We start from the raw sequence: 21605 nt of genomic DNA, 5'->3' as shown, positions 1-21605 counted from the left end.
GCGGCTTTTTTTGTATATATGCGGTTCTTCCCGGACATAATAGCACTGAGGTGAAACGTATGAAGGAAAGGGGACTGCTGCCGTCTCTTGATGACAGTATAGCCGAAATACGCCGTGTTTCCGGGGGTTCCTCCGATGTGCTGATAAACCGTTTTGTCACAGGAGGTATACACTGCGCTCTGCTCTGCTGCGAGGGTATGGTCTCGGCGTCGGTAATAACCGAGCTCATATTCGAGCCCATAACGGGTATTGAAAAAAAGAACAGCCCCGGAGAGCTTTTCCATTATATATCCGAGGAGCTGCTTTTATCCACGGACCGACCTGAGGTGAATGACTACGATACTCTGTTCAGGCTTATGAACTCAGGCTTTGCCGTACTGCTGGCAGAGGGCATGGAAAGCGGTCTTGCGTTCGGAGTGCAGGGCTATGCTTCAAGAGGAGTGCAGGAGCCCTCAGGTGAGGGCAACATCATGGGAGCCCATGAGGGCTTTACGGAAACGATCCGTGTGAATATGTCACAGATACGCAGGCGACTGAAAAGTCCGGAGCTGGTCATGGAGATTTTCACAAAGGGCAGCATGAGCTGCACCGACCTGTGCCTGTGCTATATGAAGGACCGTGTCCCGCAGGAGCTCATAGACAAGATAAAAAGCTCACTTGGAGAGATGGATACCGAAGCGGTTCTCACAACAGGATATATCCGCCCCTTTGTAGAGAACGGCAGCTTTGAGCTTTTTGATTCCGCAGGCACTACTGAGCGTCCCGACGTTCTATGCTCGAAGCTTATTGAGGGACGGGCTGCGATATTCGTTGACGGCGTTCCGTATGCGGTAGTGATACCCCGGCTTTTCTGCGAGAGCTTCCAGACACTTGACGATTACGCCTTCAAGCCCTATTACAGTACATTCATACGCTGGCTGAAATATCTTGCCTTCCTTGCGGCTGTGCTTTTGCCTTCTTTCTATGTGGCGATAGTCATGTATCACCCGGAGCTGCTCAACAGTACGCTGTTCATGCTCCTTGTGGAAGCGGAGAAAAAAGCTCCGCTGTCCATAGTAACGGAATCGCTTTTTGTGCTGCTGATGTATGAAATGGTAAGGGAAGCAGGTGTGCGGCTTCCGAAGCCTGCCGGCGGGGCGGTGAGTATAATAAGCGGTCTTATCATAGGCGACGCTGCGGTAAACTCCGGACTTGTCAGCACTCCGCTGCTCACTATGACCGCTCTTGCTGTACTTGGCGGACTTGTAGTACCTGAGCTGGATCCGCAGATAACCGTACTGCGTTTTGCTTTCATCATAGCAGGCGGTACGCTCGGACTTTTCGGCATAAGCCTGCTTGCCTGTGCGGTCCTTGTGAATATATGCGCTACCGAGGATTACGGTTTCCCTTATACTACGCCGCTGTCACCGTTCAAAAGCTCAGGCATGGGGGATACGGCTGTGCGCAGCGATATAAAGAAAATGCAGGACCGGGGCTTCACTGTGGAGGAATACCATGAATAGCATATCTAAGTATCAGCTTGCGGCTATGCTGCTCATAACAGACGCATTCTGCCTCTTCTGTACCGGAGGGAGCATATCCCTTGTTACACTTGGCGGTATCCTTTCGGCAGCAGGGGTGCAGTTCCTTATGGCGCTTTCGTTCACGCAGTACGGCGGTATTGATACAAAGGGACAGAAGATGTTGTTTCTTGTATACCTGCTGTTTTTCGGCGGTACGCTTTTTTCGTCGCTGTGGCGGACCGGCAGTGCCATATATATCCCCTATGAGGAAAGGCTCGGACTGTGGGGCAGACTGCTCACAGCCGGACTTATAGCGCTGGTATGTCTTTACAGTTCTTCTACGGGGATAAGAGCGGTGTCACGTGCGGCTGTTATAGCTGCTGCGGCAGGGCTGCTGTGTATTGTCATCGACTTCGGCAGCGCGGTGTTCAATGCTGACTGGAACAATATCAGCCGCCCTGAAACACACAGTTATATCTATGAATTCATGAGAGGCTTCGCGCTCAGCGGCGGGCTTGGAAGCTTTTTTGTGCTGACCGGAAAGGTCAGAGGGAGCCGCAGCAGTGCAGCGGCAGTATATTTCGGGGCAAAGGCGGCGCTTACAGCGGCAGTGCTGCTGACTGCCCTGCCTGTTTCGGGAGGGATAGCGGATATAACTGATTTCCCCGTGATAACAGCCGCCCAGCTCTCGCAGCCGTTTGAAGCGCAGCGCATAGACTCTGTTTTCCTTGTGGTATTTGTATCATTCGCGGTGTTCGCGGTAACTGTGCAGGTAATGACGGCTTCCTGTCTCCTGAAAGAGCTGTTCCCGAAATTCCGGCGCTGGCGGAGCAGTGCGGTGACAGTCCTTATTATCGGAGCCGCTCTGCTGATATCGGGACGGGAACTCATACTTCTGCGTGCGGCAGCTTTGGCTGCGGTAATGCTGCTGACAGTTCTTAGGACAATAAAAAATCCGCTGCCGAAGCAAGCGGATAGATGATGTATTTATTTTTTCTGCCTGAGCTGCCTGAAAAAATCCGACAGTATATCTGCACATTCCTTTTCCATTATCCCGCCTGTGACTTCAGGGCGGTAATTGTATGGCAGCTCGAACATTTTCTGCACCGATACCGCGGAGCCGCTTTTGAGATCATAAGCGCCGAAGAAAACGTCGTCTATACGTGAGTTGATTATGGCGCCGCAGCACATGGGGCAGGGTTCAAGGGTGACGTATATCGCACATTCCGGAAGTCTCCAGCCGCCGAGTCTGCGGCAGGCGCTGTCGATAGCTATGAGCTCTGCGTGAGCAAGGGCGTTCTTTGCTCCCTCACGCATATTTCTTCCCTCGCCGACTATCTCGCCGGTGGTCTTTTTTACAACAACAGCTCCCACAGGGACCTCGCCCTCGTCAAAGGCTTCCTTAGCAAGCTCAAGGGCACGCCGCATATATTTTTCCATTTATACTCCTAAACGATTATCTTTATTGCAGCTGCAAGTATACAGAGGCATATATCAGCTGAAACGGGGAAAGTTCTGAAAGCCGTCAGGAGACGTTCCTTCAGGGACAGTTCCGAGGTGAAGTCCGCTATCCTGTGGACGTCGTTGCCTCTTCTGAAAAGGTACAGAAGAACTGCTCCGGCAGCGCCGATAACAAATACGATAAGTATGAATCCGTTTCGCATAAGGTGAAGCGAATCCGTGGTATCTGCCTCTACAAGTATCAGTGCGAGGCGGTACATCTTGAATATCACCTGCACGAATATGGCTGTGAATATGGAGCCGCTCCGCAGCATACCTATTGAAGCGACGGCGGATATCATAAGTGCAGCCGGCATTTCACGGAAATCCTGAACGAGAAGTCCCGACATTACTGATGTGACTATTATCGCAAATGTATCGCCGAACTGCCTGAGTGCTCCGAATATAGCTCCTCTGAAAAACAGCTCTGACAATACGGATATGATTATGATATCAAATATCGTATAGATAACGAACTGTTCCTGATCCCATACGGATGCGTCTGCGTTTATATCGCGGAAGTAATTGAAAACGTCCCTTGTTCTGTTGGTATAAATGCTCGGAAGACTTGTTATCGCGCTTACCGCAAGAGCCATGAATATAGCTCCGAACATATCCGAGGCATGGTTCAGCGTAGTCATGAATTCCACGCGCTTCGGCATTTTCAGCTTGCGGCGCAGGTAATGTGCAGGTATCAGCATCCTGAACAGTGAAATAAGGATAAGGGCGGTGACTATCTCGGTGCTGCCGCCTGATATAGCTGTACTTACAAAGGAAGTGTGTATATCGAAGCCGATGACGTCAAAGACAGCAACACCAATGCGGCTTATCAGGTTGTCAACAACTATCCATATGAACATTGCTATTCCGGCAATATTCATTATCTTTCCGATACATTCCTCTTCGGCAACGGGAAAGGATTTATTTTCAAAGCCTTTTCCTTCCACGAAAACACTTTCCTTGCGGTTGCGTGTGAAGTTGAAGGCATAGGGGATATCTATTTTTCTCCGCCATGTGATATAGTTTTCATTATATGCTTCATTCTGTGTAGAATAGTCGAATTGCTCGACAACATCTATTACAGTATCTTCTGAGGTGTCTGAGACTTTCATTGGCTCACCTCCCTACAATATCTCAATTTATATAATATCATATTTCAGGGGAAACAATGTAGATTTTTTAGTGTATTTATATGAACAAACAGTTAATCCGATAAAACAATTATCTATGGAGGAGCTATGAAAAAAAAGATATTTGCCGCAGTGTTACCGCTTTTAACGGCTCTGATGACAGGCTGTTCCGCCGGGAGGATACACGAGAGAAGTTACCTTCGTGCGTTTGCAGTAAACGGAGGTGCTGAAAAGGAGCTTACCTTCGCGTTTTTCGCTGAGGACGGCACTGTCACTGCCACCGGAAATGATATCGGTTCTGCAAAAGAAAATGCCGGACTTAAAAACGGCAGGGATATATTCACTGGCTATACCGAACTCATTATCGTTGACGGGAAGGAAAGCCGCAGTATACTTGGTGAAATGCTCAGAGAATGGAAGGTGTCGCCGTCGTGCAGGGTGGTATACTGCAACGAAGGCAGGAAGCTCCTTGAAGAGAATGACACGGAAAAGCTATTAGGCATTGCCGGACAGGCGGTAAAGCAGGGGATAGCTCCGGAATGTGATATAATAACAGTCCTTGGCGAGCTGTGTGAATATGGTGCTGCGGAGGCGGCAGAGCTTTACCCGGACGGCACTGCCGGCAGACACATTATTAGTTAGTTCTGGTGGCGGACAACGCCGTATTCGTCGTCGAGGCGGTAGTAGGGACAGGCATAGTTGGTGCCCTGCAGGAAACGGTACATCTCGTCCTCGTCGAGATTGACCATGCAGACGTAGCATTCGTAGTCCTCATCGTAGACATAGTTAGTGCAGGTCTCGCAGTTTGTAGCTTTTTTCTTTTCCATATTATCTCCTTCCGTAAATCAAAATTTAGCTTTGCTAAATTTTGATTTAGTTGAGAATTGAGAGTGGAGAGTTAAGAGTTAATGAGTTCGCTGCGCTCATATTATTTAAATTATATCGCCGCAGGCGATACACCACAACTGTCAACTCTCAATTCTCAACTCTAAACTAGATCATAATTTTGCGAAGCAAAATTATGATCTATTATAGCATATATTATGGGAAATATCAATCGTGCGGGTTATTGACAAAAATATAACAACGTGCGCTTTTTTATATATCATCATAACGGTTTACCGCTTCTTCTTGTACATTTTAAAGGGCACAGAGCAATAAATGCAATAACTTTAGGTAATATTGCTATTCCTAAAAAATACCGTAAATGACTATTGACACATTGACAAAAAACAGATATAATAGTATCAGAGGAACGTTTGGCTTTTGCCTGACGCTCTGTTTTTTGCGATTTTTTTTCGCATAATTATCCGATAATCTTTTTAGGAGGTATTATAAAATGTCATTGACAAAAAATCCCAACGTATTAAAGTGGGTTGACGAGATGATCGCTCTCTGCCAGCCTGATAAGGTAGTATGGATCGACGGCTCAAAGGAGCAGATCGACTCACTTATCGAGGAAGTTACTTCACTCCCCGACGACAGCTGGGACAAAATGTATAAGCTCAATCCCGAGAAGTATCCGAATTGTCTGTATCACAGAACACGCGCCAACGACGTTGCCCGTGTTGAGGACAGAACATTTATATGCTCAAAGGAAAAGAAAGGCGCAGGTCCTACAAACAACTGGATGGCTCCCGACGAGATGAAGGCTCTCCTCACACCTATGTACAAGGGCGTTATGAAGGGCAGAACAATGTATGTTATCCCTTACTCAATGGGTCCTATTGGTTCTCCTCTTGCTAAGGTCGGCGTTGAGGTAACTGATTCCATCTACGTTGTTCTCAATATGAACATCATGACACGTATGGGCAAGCAGGCTTTCGAGAACCTCGGCGATACCTCCGATGATTTCGTAAGAGGTCTCCACTCAAAGGCTGACGTTGATCCTGAGAAGAGATACATCGTTCAGTTCCCTGAGGAGAATACCATCTGGTCTATCAACTCTGCCTACGGCGGAAACGTTCTCCTCGGCAAGAAGTGCTTCGCACTCCGTATCGCTTCCTTCCAGGGCAAGAACGAGGCATGGATGGCTGAGCACATGCTTATCCTCGGTCTCAAGAAGCCCAACGGAGAGGTTAAGTATATCACAGCAGCTTTCCCGTCAGCCTGCGGAAAGACCAACCTTGCAATGCTCATTCCGCCCGAGGGATACAAGAAGGACGGCTATGAGGTATTCACAGTCGGCGATGATATCGCATGGATGAAGCCCGGCAAGGACGGCAGACTTTACGCTATCAACCCTGAGAACGGCTTCTTCGGCGTTGCTCCCGGAACAAACGCAAAGTCCAACTACAATGCTCTTGCTTGTACAAAGAACGGTGCTATCTTCACAAACGTTGCTCTCGACAACAGCGACAACACTGTATGGTGGGAGAAGCTCAACGAGAATCCGCCTAAGGACGCTACAGAGTGGACAGGTATCAAGTGCGACGGTGAGGCCTGGGTAGCTGAGGGCAAGAAGCTTGCTCACCCCAACTCAAGATTCACAGCTCCCGCTCAGAACTGCCCCTGCATCTCTCCTGAGTTCAACAATCCTGAGGGTGTTCCTGTATCTGCTATCATCTTCGGCGGCAGACGTGCATCGACAGCTCCTCTCGTATATCAGTCATTCGACTGGACACACGGTACATACATCGGATCAGCTGTATCTTCAGAGACAACAGCTGCTGCAACAGGCGCAGTAGGCGTGCTCCGTCACGATCCTATGGCTATGAAGCCCTTCATCGGCTACAATGTAGGCGACTACTGGGCACACTGGCTCGAAATGGGCGCAAGACTCGGCAGCAAGGCTCCTAAGATCTTCAATGTAAACTGGTTCAGAACTGACGACCAGGGCAACTTCCTCTGGCCCGGCTACGGCGAGAACATGAGAGTTCTTGACTGGATCATCAAGAGAGTTGACGGCGAAGTTGACGCTGTTGAGACTCCTATCGGATACCTCCCCAAGCCTGAGGATATCAACCTCAAGGGCATCGAGGACGAGGTAACACCTTCTGCTCTCAAGCAGCTCCTCACAGTCAATAAGGACGAGTGGAAGAAGGAGATCGCTGAGATGAGAAGATACTATGACGAGGACATCAAGGCGAAGGGCGGCAATATCCCGCAGGCACTCTATGATGAGCTCGACATGATCGAAGCAAATCTTAACAAGTAATTTTTGATATAAGCAACTTGCAAATATAAGGGCTGTCGCTTTGCGGCAGCCTTTTATCGTACAAACAGGGAATATAGGGGGGATTTTGTGTTTATTTTATACTTGTGTATAACTATAGTTTCTGCACTTTTTATGTTGTATATGATACACTGGTATATACAGAAAAAGGATATATCGTCACTTACATCTGAGGCGGACGGGGAGATAGTAAAAGTCACGAAGCAGGATTATAAAGAGCCTGACAGCGAAGAGAAAAAGACTGTTTATACTCTGAAAGTTGTTTATTCTGTTGGCGGCAGGCAATATAAAACTTCTATGCGCACAATCGAAGAAGGGGGAAGCTATCAGGAAGGACAGTCGGTGACTGTTATGTACGATAAAAACAAGCCGCGACATTCATATGTTAAAGGCGATAAAGAGCCTCAGCTTGTTTGGCGGAATTATATGATCGTCTCTGTAATACTCTTTGCGTTATGTGTGATAGTTCTTGTAATGACCATGCCGTTAACACTTGGATTTTCGAGAACGCAGAAAGAACGATTCAATTTTGTCATGCACATATTTTTCTTTTTGTTTGCTATAATAGGACTCATCGTTTATTCTCGAACAAAGGAATATAAAAAGAAGCGTGAGAACGGCATATCAGCAAGGAAAGAACTGGGAGCATTTATATTAATTATAGGCAAAACCGGATTTGATCTGATATGGGATATAATCGAAATGCTGATAAAGAAGTAAGGGCATGAAAAGCTCCCCATTCGGGGAGCTTTTTCAGTCCTTGGTATGTTCAAAAAGGTCGCCGGGCTGACAGTCGAGAGCCTCGCATATAGCGTTCATGGTCTCGAAGCGTATGCCCTTCATCTTGCCGGTTTTCAGGTTGGAAAGGTTGACGTTGGTCATACCCACCCTTTCGGCGAGCTCGTTCAGCGACATTTTTCGGTCAGCCATCATCTTGTCAAGTCTGATTATTATTGCCATGCCGCACCGCCTTTACGCTATCAGGTCGTTGTCTTCCTGAAGACTGAGACCGTATACGAAAACCTCGGATATAATGCCGATTATGACGCCTAATGCGATCAGAAGGATATTCTGCATATCAAAGGATAAGGACACTGCGAAATGGCTGTCGTCTAAAGGTATAGTCGAACAGGACGGTATAAGGCCGCCTGCAAACAGGACAACTGCCATAATGCGGAGCTTTGTTATTATCTTCTTTGAGAACGGCTTGCCTGTTTTGCGTATTTCAAGGAGTATCAGCGCAAGAAGTCCCAGCTCGGCGAATATTATGAGAGAGTACAGGCTGTTGGTCAGGTACTCCTTGAGGAGCGTATTGCCTGCAAAGCGAATGAACTGCCATACAGCTGCTCCGAGAGCTGCAAAGCAGAGAATACAGCTCAGCACGGTGTCGATAAAGGTACGTTTTTTCAGTTTTTCGGATATCATTTTGTTCATAACAACATCTCCTTTTTAAAGTATCACTTTAAGCTTTTAAAGTTTTTATCAGCTGATGTATGCATTATAGCACGTAAATTAAAGCAAGTCAATAAGTTTTTAAAGTATTACTTTAAATATTGTAAGACTGCACAGGTTGGAAATAAAAGCCAACCTGTAGATATACAATTTCAACAAAGGCACCACTTGACGAATTGTAATATAAATGTGATAATATACCTTACGGAATATTATTCGCTATGAAGCGTCTGAGTTATCAACGGTGATCCGTTTGTTACATGAGGAGGTGATTAAGACAAATTTCACGAAAAAGTGGACAAATAACAGGAAATCACAGAAAAGGGCTTGCATTTCCTTCCGTAAACTGCTATTATTATAAAGCATTGTTTTTTGAAAGGAAAGAGAAAATGGAGAAGTTCATCAAGTGGTTCGTTTCGAAACTTCCGGAGCGGCTGCAAAAAATATACTATAAATATGAAGAAAAATGGCTTTACCTCGTTTTTGGAGGACTTACCACCGTAGTCTCTATTGTGACCAAATTACTGCTTTTCTGGCTCGTACCCGGTAACCCCAAGTGGGAAAGCACAGCAGGAGTGGTATTTTCGTGGATATGCTCGGTGACCTTTGCTTTCTTCACGAATAAGAAGTATGTTTTCAGGAATGAGACCAAGAACGCAAAGGAGTTCTGGAAGGTCTTCGCTTCGTTTTACGGTGCAAGATTTGCCACCCTCGCTATGGAGGAGGTCATATTCCTCATATTCTGCGACTGGCTCGGCGTAAACAAGACATTCATCACTTTGGCGAGTCAGGTCATTATTTTCATTGCGAATTATATCCTCAGCAAGATCTTTGTGTTCAAAAACAAGGAAAAAGCTTCTGTGGAGCAGAACAATGACTGATACTCTGAAAATAGGGAATGTCGCCATAGAGCGGACTGCCGCCCTTGCACCAATGGCGGGAGTTGCCGACCGCGCCTACAGGCTTATGTGCAAGAAGTACGGAGCCGCCTATGTTGTGAGCGAAATGGTGTCCGCAAAGGGCATATGCTACAGCGACCGCAAGACGGCGGAGCTGTGTACGGTCACGGACGGAGAGCGCCCGATGGCGGTGCAGCTCTTCGGCAATGAACCCGATTTTATGGCTGAGGCAGTAAAGATAGTCCTTGACTACAAGCCTGATATAATAGATATAAATATGGGCTGCCCTGTGCCGAAGGTGGTCGGTACGGGAGCCGGTTCCGCGCTTATGAAGGACACAAAGCTGGCGGCAGCTGTCGCGGAAGCCGCTGTAAAAGCTGCAGGCGAAACTCCTGTTACCGTGAAGATACGCAGCGGATGGAGCAAGGACAGTATCAACGCTCCCGAAATGGCAAAAGCTCTTGAAGCGGCAGGCGTTGCGGCAATAGCGGTACACGGGCGTACAAGGGATATGTTTTACAGCGGCGAATCGGATATGAACGTGGTAAAAGCCGTTAAGGAAGCGGTAAATATCCCGGTCATCGGGAACGGTGACATCACGGACTTCCGCTCCTGTTCGGAAATGTATGACCGCACTGGCTGCGACCTTGTTATGATAGGACGGGGAAGCTACGGCAACCCTTTCATATTCCGCGAAATAGCGGCAAAGCTGCACGGAGAGACTTACGAGCCGCCGTGCCTTGAAGAAAAAATGCGGGTCATGCTTGAGCATATAAGACTTATTCTTGAACTTAGCGAAAAGTGTGAGGAGCTGGCTATGCACGAGGCGAGAAAGCACGCTGCATGGTACATGAACGGGTACTACGGCTCAGCGAAGTTCCGCGGACGCTGCTATCAGCTTTCATCATACAAGGAAGCGGAAGAGCTTGCAGCTGAATTTACTGAGCTTCAGAGAAACAGAGAAATCAACAAAGTGTAAATATTTCATATACATAAAGGACAAAAATAGTGCTTTTTGTCGGTGTGCACAAATTGTGAACAAAAATTTCGTATGAATGAACAAATTTTAGTCGATAATAAAGCTGGAAGCTGAAATTTGGCGTAGAATCGACGTTCTCAAATAAGATTTAATCTTTTGCTGAATAAAACAGCTTGTAAACTCATTTAAGTTTGATACAATTTGTAATTGCCAAATCGAAAAATATGTGATATAATATGATTTGAAAAGTGGTATATTTGTGGCGTTTTTATACTGCTTTTGCAAAGGAGACCTTTATGAAACTTAGAAAAGGACGTGCTGCCGGTGCATTGGTGGTTCTTATCGCACTGGTCGCAGGCGGTATAGGCTGTGGAAATATAGTCGGAAAACTTGACGGAAATAAGCAGTCTGTATCCGAAACAACAACAACTACTACGGTTCCGGAGGAAACTACCGAGGAGCCTACAACGCTTCCGCCGGATAAGGTCGTTCACGTAACGGCTGCAGGCGACAATCTTATACATCATTCAGTCATGGTAAATGCCCGTGAGCTGGCAGGCGGCAGCGGTTACGACTTCAAGCCCCTGTATTCCGAGGTCAAGTATCTCATTCAGGACGCTGATCTTGCTATTCTTAATCAGGAAACGGTAATTTCCGAAAGCAACGAGGTAAGAGGCGCTGAAGGCGGAGTCCTTATATTCAATTCGCCGCCGGAGGTCGCTGACGCAGTTATCGACCTCGGCTTTGACGTTTTCACAATGGCAAACAATCATCTGCTCGATATGGGGACCGACGGTCTTGAGGAGTCCATAAACTTCTGGAACAGGAAGGCGGCGACAAATGACCTCACAGTCCTCGGAGCCTACTTAAATGAAGATGACGCGAACCGTATACGCATACGCGAGGTGAACGGCGTAAAGATTGCTTTTCTTGCCTATGCAGCCCATATAAACGGCTTCGATGCGCTGCTCGACGATGTGCCTCTCCGTGTGATAAAGAACGAAGAGGAGGACGTCATCGAAAGACAGATCAAGGAAGCAAGAGAGCTGGCTGACGTGGTAATAGTCTCTGCTCACTGGGGCGCTGAAGATACGAACGTGGTCAGCGAGGACAGGATCGAGCTTGCAAATAAAATGGTGAACTGGGGCGCCGATGTTATACTCGGCTGCCATACCCACACAGCTCAGACAATGGAATGGATCGAGCGTGAGGACGGCACAAAAGGCTTCGTTTACTACTCAATGGGAAATTTCATCTGCGCTCAGACGGATAACTTCAATGTTGTCGGAGAGCTTGCAGACTTTGATATAGTTATTGACGGAGAGACCGGCAAACTGAGTCTTGAGGACGTTGGATGCATTCCGACGGTCGTCCATTACGAGGGTGGTTTCTCCAATATGAAGGTCTATCCATACAGCAAATATTCACCGGAGCTTGCAGAGCGTCACGGTCTGCCTTATGCGGTGCCTCAGGGCACTTATACGGACTTCGGCTGGGACGTCATAAACCGCATAATAGATGAGGCGATTCCGCCGGAATTCCGCAAGCTGAACAAATAATTTGATAAATTCATTTCTCGTTCAAAAGCAGCTTTAAAATGGCTTTTTTGAGAAAAAAACTCATTGTGCAAACCGTGCAAAAATTACTTTTACTGTTTATGTAAAATACCAAAAACGATATGAACCTATTTACTTTTTTTTAGACCTGATATATAATGAAATCATGAATAAATATAGATTTGGGATTAAGTATCTCATCACGGCAGTGTGGTGCGTCTTATGACAAAATCACTGCGTGCAGAGCATGTTTCAGTCACGGACTGACGGCAGAGGGGAGCTTCAGAGCGGCGTGGACAAACGCCGGATCTGTACAGGGTCCGCCGTAACCGCAGCCTTGAAAGCTTTAGTCTCGTCTGTATGACTGGCAGCGGCTTTCAGCCGTCCGCTTGGCACGATTTCATTCGTATATCGGTGAACATTTCATTCGTATATTAGTGAACATGGTTTTGCAGAGAGGGCGGAAAGACAGATCCGCTGCTAAAAGACAAGATATAATAAAAGGGGCATACCCGTTCCTTTGTTATATAACATTATTGAAGAAGGAGGAAAAAATAATGAAGACAAAAAAGGTAGTCGTCGGAGCATTGGCTGCGATGCTTTCACTTTCAGTCTGCTCACTTGCACCTGTTGCAGCTGCTGGCGAAACAGTGCAGATATCCGTTGGCAAAACAAGCGCAGAGGCAGGTGCAGCTTTCTCGGTGGATGTATCACTGGCTGATATCCCATCTTCCGGTATCCAGGCACTCGACTTTGCTGTAACTTATGACAGCAAGGTGCTCACAATCGAATCCGTTGAACAGGGAGCTCTCATAAACAAGAGCGCAGAGACAGCTGATAAGTCAGCATCACTCTCACCTCTCTTTGAAAGCTCAATCAACAAATCAGAGGGTTATGTGAGCATGATCTGGTCCACTTCTACTGATGACGCTTCGTACTGGCTCAAGGGCGACGGCGTGTTCTGTACTATCAAGGGTACTGTCGTAAGCGGTGCAGCAAACGGTACAGAATCAGCTCTCAAGATTGTTCCTATCAGTCGTGAGACATACGCGGGTTCAGGCTCCTCAAACGGAGACATCGGCTGTGGCTATGAGAAGGACGGAAAGCCTGTCAAGATCGCAACAGCGGTTTCTAACGGCAGCGTAACAGTAGGCTCAATCGTTACAACTACAACAACTCAGCCGCCTACGAGCAAGATCGTTCGCGGTGACGCAAACTGTGACGGTACGATCGATATGGGAGATGCGGTTCTCATCATGCAGAGCCTCGCTAACCCGAATAAGTATGGTTTGGATGGTACAGACTCCAAGCATATCACTTCACAGGGTCAGCTCAACGGCGATGTTGATGAAGACGTTGCGGGTCTTACATCAAATGATGCTCTCAAGATCCAGAAGTTCCTGCTCAAGCTCATAACTGAGCTCTGATCCGAGATTATCTGATTTGTCCCCCTTACAAAGGAATACAAACCCAATTTATGTTTTATTAATAGGCGTAAAAACCTAAAGAAAGGAATTATTACAAATGAAAAAGTTAATTTCTGCAGTCACATCACTGTGTATGGCTGCATCACTGGTAAGTGCAGTAGTACCTGCAACAGTAGGCGCTGCTGATGCTTCCAAGGGCTTTGCTATTAAAACATATGACATCAGCAAGCCAGCTTCAGCTGATGCTCAGTCCTCCGTAACAATCAATAAGAAGGATATCCCTGCTGGCGGTTATGTTCTTCCTTCGGCAGTTTACTATTCAGAAGGCGTTGATAATTCAACTGATTCACTTCTCGTTTCTATAACAACAGACTCAAAGGATATCAAGTTCCAGCTTCACGATCCTACAGAGTCCTATACAGACGATGAGAAGGAATATTCAATCAAGGGTTCAACTTTCAAGTGCGATAACTATATCTCATTTGCAGGTAATTACAATAAGCTTGACGGTTATTCAGCAGCTGGTCTCTATGTATTCGGTGTAGATTCATCCCAGACCGCAGCTGGTACCGACAATTACTACATTGGATGCTCATGGATGAGTAACGGTGAGGATTATGCTTGGGCTGGCGATAAGTCCGATTCATATCCTTTCTATGTATTCGATACAGTTATTCCCCAGAACATCGCAGCTGGTACTTACACACTCAAGTACTGTGAGTACAACACAGATGCTTCAGGCAAGAACAACAACCCCTCACCTATGGTTGAAGGCGAAAAGACAAGATTCACCACAGAGGGCAAGAACCTCAAGCTTGAGACAATGACAATCAAGGTTGTTGAGGACGGCGGCGAAACACCTACAACTACAACAACAACTGCTACTCAGCCTACAACAACATCTACAACAGTTACAACAGGCGGCGGTCAGACAACAAACGCTGACATCAGCTTCGCTTTCGTTGATGAGAACGGTAAATCTACAGTTTCAGCTAAGGCTGGCGACGAGATCACAGTATTCGCTAACGTAACAGCTGGCGGCAAGCCTGTATCAGCTATGGACGTTCAGTTCAAGGCTTCCGAGCAGATCAAGATCACTGCTATCGGCGGCAAGACAGCTGCTCTCGGCAACAAGAAGGTTTCTACAAACCTCGACGAGTACCGTGCAAACTTCACATCAACAGGTACAGACGGTGAGCCTCTCGTTCCTACAGACGGCAAGGCTGCATTCACACTCGTTGTTTCAATCCCTGCAGGTACAGCAGACGGAACTTACACAGTAGGTTTCGACAGCCAGTGCAAGGTATTCAAGGACAGCACAAAGTTCAATTACGAGACATCATTTGTTCCTTTCGAGATCACAGTTGGTGAAAAGGAAATCACAACAACTACAACAACAACAACTACAACTACTACAGTTACATCTGACAAGACAACAACAACTACTACTACAACTACAACAACTACACCTCCTACAGGTACAACTACAACAACTACAACACCTGGCGACAAGCTCACTCCTGTATGGGGCGATGCTAACTGCGACGGCGCTGTAGACGTTTGTGACGTTGTTCTCGTACTCACATACCTCAACGACAACACAATCGATTACTTCACAGCTCAGGGTAAGGTTAACGCTGACGTTAACGCTCCTCAGGCTAAGGAAGGTGCAGTAGATCCTAAGGGCGTTAAGATCGATGCTGACGACCAGGAGACACTCACAAAGTTCTGCCTCAAGTACATCGACAAGCTTCCCGTTTGAGAACAGTATAAGAACGTACTAATTTAATAAGAGCGTAATGCTCGGAAAGGAAATGCACTGATGAAGAAACTGCTTTCTGCAGTTACATCCGTTGCCATGAGCGTATCGCTCATGGCAGGTGCATTTGCTTCGTCAGTTAGTGCTGCCGGTAGTTTAACTGCCGAGCAGCCTAACATTAGTATGGGCGAAGTACTGGATGTTTCTGCTAAGACATTCGCTGCAGACGGAACAGTTGAATGGAAGATCCCGACAGTAACAGCAGCACCCGGCCAGACGGTCACAATGCCAATTGTTGCACTGGGTTCAAGCCTTGAGGTTTCAGGCGGACAGTTTACAATCAAAGCTGGCTCGCCGATTAAGTTCGATTCAATCGTAACAGGTAATGCATACGGTTACAATATTGCTTCCAATGCAGACGAAAATACATTTCTTTTTAGTGGTGTAAAGGGTAAGGTAGCTGCAGAGAATTCTGTAGTTGGTACTCTTAAATTCACTATCCCCGCAGATTGTGCGGAGGGCAAATATGACATAAAGTGGTCTGAGGGTACAGTAAGTGCTCCCCAGGGCGTAAATGTAACAGACAAGGTAAAATTCACAGATGGTGCAATCAATGTCAAGAAAGACGCTGAGGACGGTTCTGTTGAGTGGGTACTTGACAATGTTACAGCTGAGCCAGGCGAGAAGGTTACTCTCAAGGCTTATGTCAACAATACAGAAGGTTCCGCAATAGGAGTTGCAGGCGGTCAGTTCGTTATAAGCGCTGATTCACCTGTCAAGTTCGATTCCGTAAAGGACGGCGGAGCTTACGACGCTACGATCGAGGTCAACAACACAGGTGCCAATCCTGCGTTCCTCTTCTCAAAGTTCGCTAAGGACGGCGTAGTTGCAGCCGATAAGGCTGAGATCATGACACTTACTTATGTTGTTCCTACAGATTGCGCTGAGGGCAAATATAACATCAAGTGGTCAGATCAGACTGTAAGTAACGGAAAGGCTCAGAATATTACTTCAAAGGTAACATTCAAGGACGGTTCCATTACAGTTAAGAAGCCATCAGCTGATGGCAAGATCAAGTGGGTTCTCGGTACAGAGAACGCTAAGCCCGGCGATACAGTACAGCTCAGCGCTGTTGTTGATTCAGCAGACGCAGCAGTTGCTATCGCAGGCGCACAGTTCGCAATCGTTTCAGAGACTGACGATATCAAGCTCACAGCATCTTCTGAGAAATCAGAGGCTTATGATGCAGCTATAAGCGCTAACATCGACAAGGGCATCCTTATGTTCGGCAAGCCGGGTTCAGCAGCTGTAGCAGCAGCAGACGGCAAGACTGTTGTCAAGCTCTCATTCAAGGTTGACGAAAAGTGTAAAGAAGGCACATACAAGATAAAGTGGGCTGATCAGAGCGTCAGCAACGCATTATCACAGAATATCACTTCAAAGGTACAGTTCGTTGACGGTACTATCAAGGTAGGTTCAGACGTTACTACTGACGGTATCACATGGGACATCGATGATGTTACTGTTGAGCCCGGCACAAAGAGCGTTGACCTCAAGGTTACCGTTAAGGGAACTTCTGACCTCGCTATCGCAGGCGGTCAGTTCGGTATCTCAGCTAAGACTCCTATCACTCTGAGTGAGATCAAGGGTACTCCTTACGGCGCAGAGCTCTCAAAGAACGCTGAGCAGAATGTTTACCTCTTCGCTAAGAGAACAGGTAAGGCTGAGGCTGACGGTACAGTTATCATGACACTTACTTTTGCTATTCCTGAAGATACTGCTGCTGGTACTTATGCAGTACAGTGGAAGGATACAACTGTAAGCGCTGAAAAGGGCGTTAACGTAACTTCAAAGGTGAAGTTTGAGGACGGTTCCATCACAATCGGAAAAGTTACAACTTCTACCGTAACTACAGTTACAACATCGTCCGGAGAAACTAAGCCTACTACAACCACAATCAGCAGCGTAGATCCTTCTACAAGCACATCAACAACAATAACCATTCCTCAGGATAAGGATATTGCTTGGCTGGTAGGCAGCGCAGAAGGCTACCCCGGTGATGAGGTCAAGATCAAGGTTAAGGTTTACGATCCTTCAAACAATGCACTCGCTATCAGCGGCGCTATGTTTGATATGGTAGCAGGCGACGGTGTCAAGCTCACAGGTGTAAGCGACAAGTCCGCTTACGGCGCTGATATTTTAAAGAGCGAAGACCAGATAAGACTTATGTTCTTTGACGGCAAGGGTGAAAGACACTCTGCTGCTAACGGTTCGACAGTAGTTGAGCTTACTTACAAGATCAATGACGACGCTAAGGCTGGTTCTATCCCTGTGGATATCAAGAATCTTTCAGCTTCAGGCGATAAGGCTGTAAATATTGCAGACAAGATCTTTGTTGTAGGCGGCGAGATAAAGGTTCTTACACCTACTACAACTACAACGTCAACAACCACAACTACAACAACGAGCAAGACGACAACATCGTCAACAAGCTCGACAACAAGTTCGACAAGCGGTCCGACAACATCGACCACTTCTTCGACTTCAAGCAAGACGACAACATCGTCAACAAGCTCGACAACAAGTTCAACAAGCGGTCCGACAACATCGACCACTTCTTCGACTTCAAGCAAGACGACAACATCGTCAACAAGCTCGACAACAAGTTCGACAAGCGGTCCGACAACATCGACCACTTCTTCAACTTCGAGCACATCAACAAATACTACAACAAGCACAGTTACATCAACTCTTTATCCTACAACCTCAACTTCTGCAGGCTGGGTAAGAGCTTATGCAACAATTGATACCGAAGTTGGTTTCTACTTCAGCCATGACAATGGTGAAAACGGTGGATTCCAGGCTGGTCAGGTAAAGGCTATCAGTATCGTAGACGTTTACGATAACGGTCAGTCAGTCGTTAGAAAGAATCTTGATTATTCATTGATCAACTTCCACGGCGCAACACCTGAGAGCGTATACAATTCTGTTGAGCATCACACAGACAAGGATGTAACAATGGAGGAATTCAAGTACGATGTTCAGGCATACTACGGTGATCTGCCGCTGGTAGATTCAACCGGTGCTGCACTCAGCATCACTGCACTTATCGGTGTTAAGGGTGATATCACTCTCAGCAACATGGTAGATGCAACAGACTGCTCAATTGCGCTTTCTTACTATGCGTTCTTGTCAGTTAACGGAAATGTTCCTTCAGGCTTCAGTATTTGTGATGCAAACGCTAACGGACTTAAAGTTCCGGAGAGCAGCGCTTCGTTATTTGAAGACTTTGCAGCATTCCTCGGCGATGTAACCGAGAATGAATGGGATGCAGGCAACTGGTCAACAAAGAAGAATAACAGAGAGATAAGCTCAGTTGACTCTTCACAGATCCTTGGATTCTACGCAAGAAGATCATCATCTGCATATTCTGAGTATTCAAATGGTCAGATATGGAAGGATTTGGTCAAGAGCACAGAAACCGAGGAAGAAGGTTCATAATCTGAATAAAAAGCAGGCCGAAAGGCCTGCTTTTTTTTACAATTATTACCGATTGACATAATATGAGAATAAGTGCTATAATAGGTATGCTGAAGCTAAAATAATGAACCGAAAACGCGATAAATAATACTAAAAGTTCATTTAACCGAAAATATTACGCTCAATTATGGTGCATATTGTGAAATAAGCACAAAAATGCGGAATATTAATCGTCAATTATTTTTGAAAAAAATGCGTACTTCTGCTTGACTTATTGTTGTTTGTGTGATAAAATGTAGTTATGAATTTTGGGGCGAATTGTACTCTTACGCAGATTGCACCCCCCCGAAATTTAGCCTAATGCACGGGGCCACTTGTGACCAAGACGTGTCTCGGGCAAAAGGGGAATAAACATGTTAGAGAGGTATAGAACGATGAAGAATTCATTATTCAAGAGGGCAATCGCAGCAGCAGCAGCTGTTCCGCTGGCTCTCACACAGTGTCTTACTTACGCAAACGCTGTATCAACAAACGATGTTGCAGGTACCGTAAAAGTTCAGGCAGAGGAGAAGAGCGGAGTAACTATAGAGGATCTGCTTTATATCCCCGCTGACCAGACAGTATCCAGGTGGAACAAGAATCTGGCTCATCATTTTGCTTCATTTGAGGGTAAGAGCGGTAAAATCGACATCAATGACTATGCTGCTGACATTATCAGCAAGGCAGGCGATTACAAGGACGTTGCAGAGTATGCATTAAGTCTCGTAAGCGATATCGAGTACAACGTAAAGTCAAACCTTGACGTTGTTATCACAGGTAAGATCGCTGAGCCTGATTTCAATGAAGTAATCAGGAATGAAATGAATAATGCGTCAAAGGCTCCCAAGAAGGCTCCTGGACGCGCAATGGCTCCAAAGTATGAAATTCCTGAGGGATTTGATATGTCTATCATTCCCGAAGGCATAGATATTGAGGAACTCAAGAATATCGACCTTTCAACTATCGATAAAGAGGTTCGTCAGGATCTCGCTGACAAGTACGATATTCCCGAACTTGCAAGCGACGACGTAAAGACAATCAGTGATCTCACAAGCCTCAAGGAAAAAGAGCTTGACAACGAGACCATCAAGAATATCGCTCAGGACTATGTTGCTATCGAGCTTTCAGATATCGACTTCACTGAGACAGAGGAAGAGGAAGAGCCTACAAAGGTTGGCGGTACTTTCACACTTACAATCAACGGTTCTGACATAAACAAGGGTACAACAGTTTCTGCTGAGTTCGAGTACAAGTGCAACGACGGCAAGACATATTACCTTGGTCAGCTTCCCAAGTTCTTCCAGGACAGCTTAAAGGCTATCAAGGCAGCAGGCGACAAGGGCATCCAGAAGAAGTTCCAGAAGTCACTTGCTGATACGCTTCAGAAGAAGTACGATGAGAAGATCGATAAGTTCATCAAGGCTGCAGGTGAGGGAGACAGAATGGTTACATACTTCCTCAACTCTCATAAGCGCGTTAAGACTTTCGCAAATGTTTCTGAGATGATCGCAAGAGTAAATCAGTATCTGGCTGCTAGGGGAGTTGCTCAGCAGATCCCCGTAAAAGCAACTGATATCGCTGCTGATGAGAATGTTCTCAAGATCTATGCAAAGGCTATGGAGGCTACAGGCAACAGAATCAATATCTCCGCTGCTGATGCAGGTAAGTTTGCAGACAGCCTCATGAACATCAAGGCTGAAACAGAAGGCGCTAAGGGCACAGTTACATTTACAGTTCCCGAAAGCGACAAGGAGATCAAGGAGTTAACAGAATACCTTGCTAAGCAGGGCTACGTTCTTGTTAATTCTTACAAGAAGATCACAGCTGCTGCAGATCTTTCAGGTCTCAAGACCAAGGAGATCGGCGACGTTGACCTTCAGATCGAAAGAGTTCTTGTAACAAATACAACAACTACATCAGTTACAACTACACCCGTAACAACAACTGTTACAACTTCTGTTGTTAAGCAGTATCTCGATTACGATACAGATACAGCTTACTACAGCAATATCGAAGAGAGCTTCGATAAGGAGCAGGTTCAGAACGCTAAGCTCCACACAATCTATGTTGAAGGCTACACAGACGCTGAAGGCAATAAGGTAAACAAGGCAGAGACTGATAAGGTAGAGGATGTCTCAGCTGACAGAATCAGCTTCGGTACAGCTACACCCGCCAATACATACAAGGCTGGCAATGACAAGTTCAAGTACAGCGTACAGATCTATGTAGACGGCAAGCCTGCTAAGGACAATGTTGGTCTCAGCGCATCTATCGATGTACTCATCGGTGTTAAGGGCGACGCAAACCTCGACGGTTATGCAGACGCAGTTGACGCTTCACAGGTACTCAGATACTACACAGAGCTTTCAGGCGGCAAGAAGTCAAGCGAAGTTAATCTCTCATCAAGCCCGCTCGTAACAAGTACAACAAGCGAGTATGAAGAGTTCGCTGCATTCCTCTGCGATGTAAATCCTGATGCTGATCCTCCTGTAACAAGACTTGCAAGAAAGAATGCAAGAGTTATTGACGCAGTTGATTCATCACAGATCATGAGATTCTACACATTAAGATCTTCAGAGGATAACGCTTCCAAGTCAAACAAGGAGCTCTGGGCTACTGCAACAGCCAAGAACTAATGACTGATAATATCGGTCAACACTGAGAATGTTTAATCTGCCGCCGATTTGCGGCGGCAGAGAACATATAT

The 21605-nt window shown here is 46.3% G+C and carries 17 protein-coding genes; 12 read left to right on the top strand and 5 right to left on the bottom strand.

What is annotated here, in order from left to right; all coding sequences use genetic code 11:
* Window positions 1-59: 59 nt before the first annotated feature.
* Entirely contained in the window at window positions 60-1502 is a 1443-nt protein-coding gene (locus QZZ36_RS06405; protein WP_295078616.1) for a spore germination protein, read from the top strand.
* Complete coding sequence (locus tag QZZ36_RS06400; protein WP_295078613.1) at window positions 1495-2484, top strand: hypothetical protein; 990 nt, start codon at window positions 1495-1497, stop codon at window positions 2482-2484. Before QZZ36_RS06405 ends, QZZ36_RS06400 begins: the two co-directional genes overlap by 8 nt.
* Before the next feature lie 5 nt (window positions 2485-2489).
* Here QZZ36_RS06400 and QZZ36_RS06395 read toward each other — a convergent pair whose 3' ends face one another.
* Both QZZ36_RS06395 and QZZ36_RS06390 read right to left on the bottom strand, forming a co-directional pair.
* Complete coding sequence (locus QZZ36_RS06395) at window positions 2490-2942, bottom strand: nucleoside deaminase (RefSeq protein ID WP_295078610.1); 453 nt, start codon at window positions 2940-2942, stop codon at window positions 2490-2492.
* Window positions 2943-2950: 8 nt separating this feature from the next.
* The gene (locus QZZ36_RS06390) at window positions 2951-4114 is read right to left on the bottom strand and encodes a CPBP family intramembrane glutamic endopeptidase (RefSeq protein ID WP_295078607.1); all 1164 of its coding nucleotides are present in this window, start codon (window positions 4112-4114) and stop codon (window positions 2951-2953) included.
* A 126-nt stretch (window positions 4115-4240) separates the two neighbouring features.
* Between QZZ36_RS06390 and QZZ36_RS06385 the strand changes: the two genes are divergently transcribed.
* Window positions 4241-4774: a hypothetical protein gene (locus QZZ36_RS06385; RefSeq protein WP_295078604.1), complete on the top strand. Its 534-nt coding sequence runs from the start codon at window positions 4241-4243 to the stop codon at window positions 4772-4774.
* On the opposite strand, the gene QZZ36_RS06380 is transcribed toward QZZ36_RS06385, so the two are convergent.
* Window positions 4771-4959 carry a DUF6472 family protein gene (locus QZZ36_RS06380; protein WP_295078602.1) on the bottom strand — a complete coding sequence of 63 codons (189 nt, stop codon included), beginning with the start codon at window positions 4957-4959 and terminating at the stop codon, window positions 4771-4773. The genes QZZ36_RS06385 and QZZ36_RS06380 overlap by 4 nt on opposite strands.
* A 512-nt stretch (window positions 4960-5471) precedes the next feature.
* Between QZZ36_RS06380 and QZZ36_RS06375 the strand changes: the two genes are divergently transcribed.
* Complete coding sequence (locus QZZ36_RS06375) at window positions 5472-7289, top strand: phosphoenolpyruvate carboxykinase (GTP) (protein ID WP_295078599.1); 1818 nt, start codon at window positions 5472-5474, stop codon at window positions 7287-7289.
* An 87-nt stretch (window positions 7290-7376) separates the two neighbouring features.
* Window positions 7377-8027 (top strand): DUF3592 domain-containing protein, encoded by a 651-nt coding sequence (locus QZZ36_RS06370; RefSeq protein ID WP_295078596.1) that lies wholly within the window; start codon window positions 7377-7379, stop codon window positions 8025-8027.
* A 33-nt stretch (window positions 8028-8060) separates the two neighbouring features.
* Here QZZ36_RS06370 and QZZ36_RS06365 read toward each other — a convergent pair whose 3' ends face one another.
* Together QZZ36_RS06365 and QZZ36_RS06360 are read right to left on the bottom strand one after the other, a co-directional pair.
* Window positions 8061-8267 (bottom strand): helix-turn-helix transcriptional regulator, encoded by a 207-nt coding sequence (locus QZZ36_RS06365; RefSeq protein ID WP_295078593.1) that lies wholly within the window; start codon window positions 8265-8267, stop codon window positions 8061-8063.
* A 12-nt stretch (window positions 8268-8279) separates the two neighbouring features.
* Window positions 8280-8741 carry a hypothetical protein gene (locus QZZ36_RS06360; protein ID WP_295078590.1) on the bottom strand — a complete coding sequence of 154 codons (462 nt, stop codon included), beginning with the start codon at window positions 8739-8741 and terminating at the stop codon, window positions 8280-8282.
* 407 nt (window positions 8742-9148) lie between these two features.
* Here QZZ36_RS06360 and QZZ36_RS06355 point away from each other — a divergent pair, with 407 nt between their 5' ends.
* The 7 genes from QZZ36_RS06355 to QZZ36_RS06325 all read left to right on the top strand — a co-directional run bounded on the left by QZZ36_RS06355 (window position 9149) and on the right by QZZ36_RS06325 (window position 21534).
* Complete coding sequence (locus QZZ36_RS06355) at window positions 9149-9640, top strand: GtrA family protein (protein ID WP_295078587.1); 492 nt, start codon at window positions 9149-9151, stop codon at window positions 9638-9640.
* Window positions 9633-10637 carry a tRNA dihydrouridine synthase DusB gene (dusB, locus tag QZZ36_RS06350; RefSeq protein ID WP_295078584.1) on the top strand — a complete coding sequence of 335 codons (1005 nt, stop codon included), beginning with the start codon at window positions 9633-9635 and terminating at the stop codon, window positions 10635-10637. The genes QZZ36_RS06355 and dusB overlap by 8 nt, the downstream gene beginning before the upstream one ends.
* A 296-nt stretch (window positions 10638-10933) precedes the next feature.
* A complete protein-coding gene (locus QZZ36_RS06345; protein ID WP_295078581.1) occupies window positions 10934-12196 on the top strand; it encodes a CapA family protein in 1263 nt (420 codons plus the stop codon).
* Window positions 12197-12750: 554 nt separating this feature from the next.
* On the top strand, window positions 12751-13620 hold the full coding sequence (locus QZZ36_RS06340) for a cohesin domain-containing protein (RefSeq protein ID WP_295078578.1): 870 nt from the start codon (window positions 12751-12753) through the stop codon (window positions 13618-13620).
* Between the two features lie 97 nt (window positions 13621-13717).
* Window positions 13718-15382: a hypothetical protein gene (locus QZZ36_RS06335; protein ID WP_295078575.1), complete on the top strand. Its 1665-nt coding sequence runs from the start codon at window positions 13718-13720 to the stop codon at window positions 15380-15382.
* Window positions 15383-15442: 60 nt separating this feature from the next.
* Window positions 15443-18880 (top strand): cohesin domain-containing protein, encoded by a 3438-nt coding sequence (locus QZZ36_RS06330; protein ID WP_295078572.1) that lies wholly within the window; start codon window positions 15443-15445, stop codon window positions 18878-18880.
* Window positions 18881-19293: 413 nt separating this feature from the next.
* Entirely contained in the window at window positions 19294-21534 is a 2241-nt protein-coding gene (locus QZZ36_RS06325; protein ID WP_295078569.1) for a hypothetical protein, read from the top strand.
* Window positions 21535-21605 lie beyond the last annotated feature (71 nt).

The sequence above is a fragment of the Ruminococcus sp. genome (genome assembly GCF_016287535.1).
GTDB lineage: Bacteria > Bacillota > Clostridia > Oscillospirales > Ruminococcaceae > Ruminococcus.
Note: the sequence above shows the minus strand (reverse complement) of the source record. Positions and strands in the feature narration are given on the sequence as shown.

Excerpts from the sequence above, each read along its gene's own strand:
- QZZ36_RS06380 (WP_295078602.1), bottom strand. The coding sequence starts at position 4,959 with ATGGAAAAGAAAAAAGCTACAAACTGCGAGACCTGCACTAACTATGTC.
- QZZ36_RS06335 (WP_295078575.1), top strand. The coding sequence starts at position 13,718 with ATGAAAAAGTTAATTTCTGCAGTCACATCACTGTGTATGGCTGCATCA.
- QZZ36_RS06325 (WP_295078569.1), top strand. The coding sequence starts at position 19,294 with ATGAAGAATTCATTATTCAAGAGGGCAATCGCAGCAGCAGCAGCTGTT.
- QZZ36_RS06345 (WP_295078581.1), top strand. The coding sequence starts at position 10,934 with ATGAAACTTAGAAAAGGACGTGCTGCCGGTGCATTGGTGGTTCTTATC.
- QZZ36_RS06400 (WP_295078613.1), top strand. The coding sequence starts at position 1,495 with ATGAATAGCATATCTAAGTATCAGCTTGCGGCTATGCTGCTCATAACA.
- QZZ36_RS06365 (WP_295078593.1), bottom strand. The coding sequence starts at position 8,267 with ATGGCAATAATAATCAGACTTGACAAGATGATGGCTGACCGAAAAATG.
- QZZ36_RS06390 (WP_295078607.1), bottom strand. The coding sequence starts at position 4,114 with ATGAAAGTCTCAGACACCTCAGAAGATACTGTAATAGATGTTGTCGAG.
- QZZ36_RS06360 (WP_295078590.1), bottom strand. The coding sequence starts at position 8,741 with ATGAACAAAATGATATCCGAAAAACTGAAAAAACGTACCTTTATCGAC.
- QZZ36_RS06385 (WP_295078604.1), top strand. The coding sequence starts at position 4,241 with ATGAAAAAAAAGATATTTGCCGCAGTGTTACCGCTTTTAACGGCTCTG.
- QZZ36_RS06405 (WP_295078616.1), top strand. The coding sequence starts at position 60 with ATGAAGGAAAGGGGACTGCTGCCGTCTCTTGATGACAGTATAGCCGAA.
- QZZ36_RS06340 (WP_295078578.1), top strand. The coding sequence starts at position 12,751 with ATGAAGACAAAAAAGGTAGTCGTCGGAGCATTGGCTGCGATGCTTTCA.
- QZZ36_RS06375 (WP_295078599.1), top strand. The coding sequence starts at position 5,472 with ATGTCATTGACAAAAAATCCCAACGTATTAAAGTGGGTTGACGAGATG.
- QZZ36_RS06395 (WP_295078610.1), bottom strand. The coding sequence starts at position 2,942 with ATGGAAAAATATATGCGGCGTGCCCTTGAGCTTGCTAAGGAAGCCTTT.
- dusB (WP_295078584.1), top strand. The coding sequence starts at position 9,633 with ATGACTGATACTCTGAAAATAGGGAATGTCGCCATAGAGCGGACTGCC.
- QZZ36_RS06355 (WP_295078587.1), top strand. The coding sequence starts at position 9,149 with ATGGAGAAGTTCATCAAGTGGTTCGTTTCGAAACTTCCGGAGCGGCTG.
- QZZ36_RS06330 (WP_295078572.1), top strand. The coding sequence starts at position 15,443 with ATGAAGAAACTGCTTTCTGCAGTTACATCCGTTGCCATGAGCGTATCG.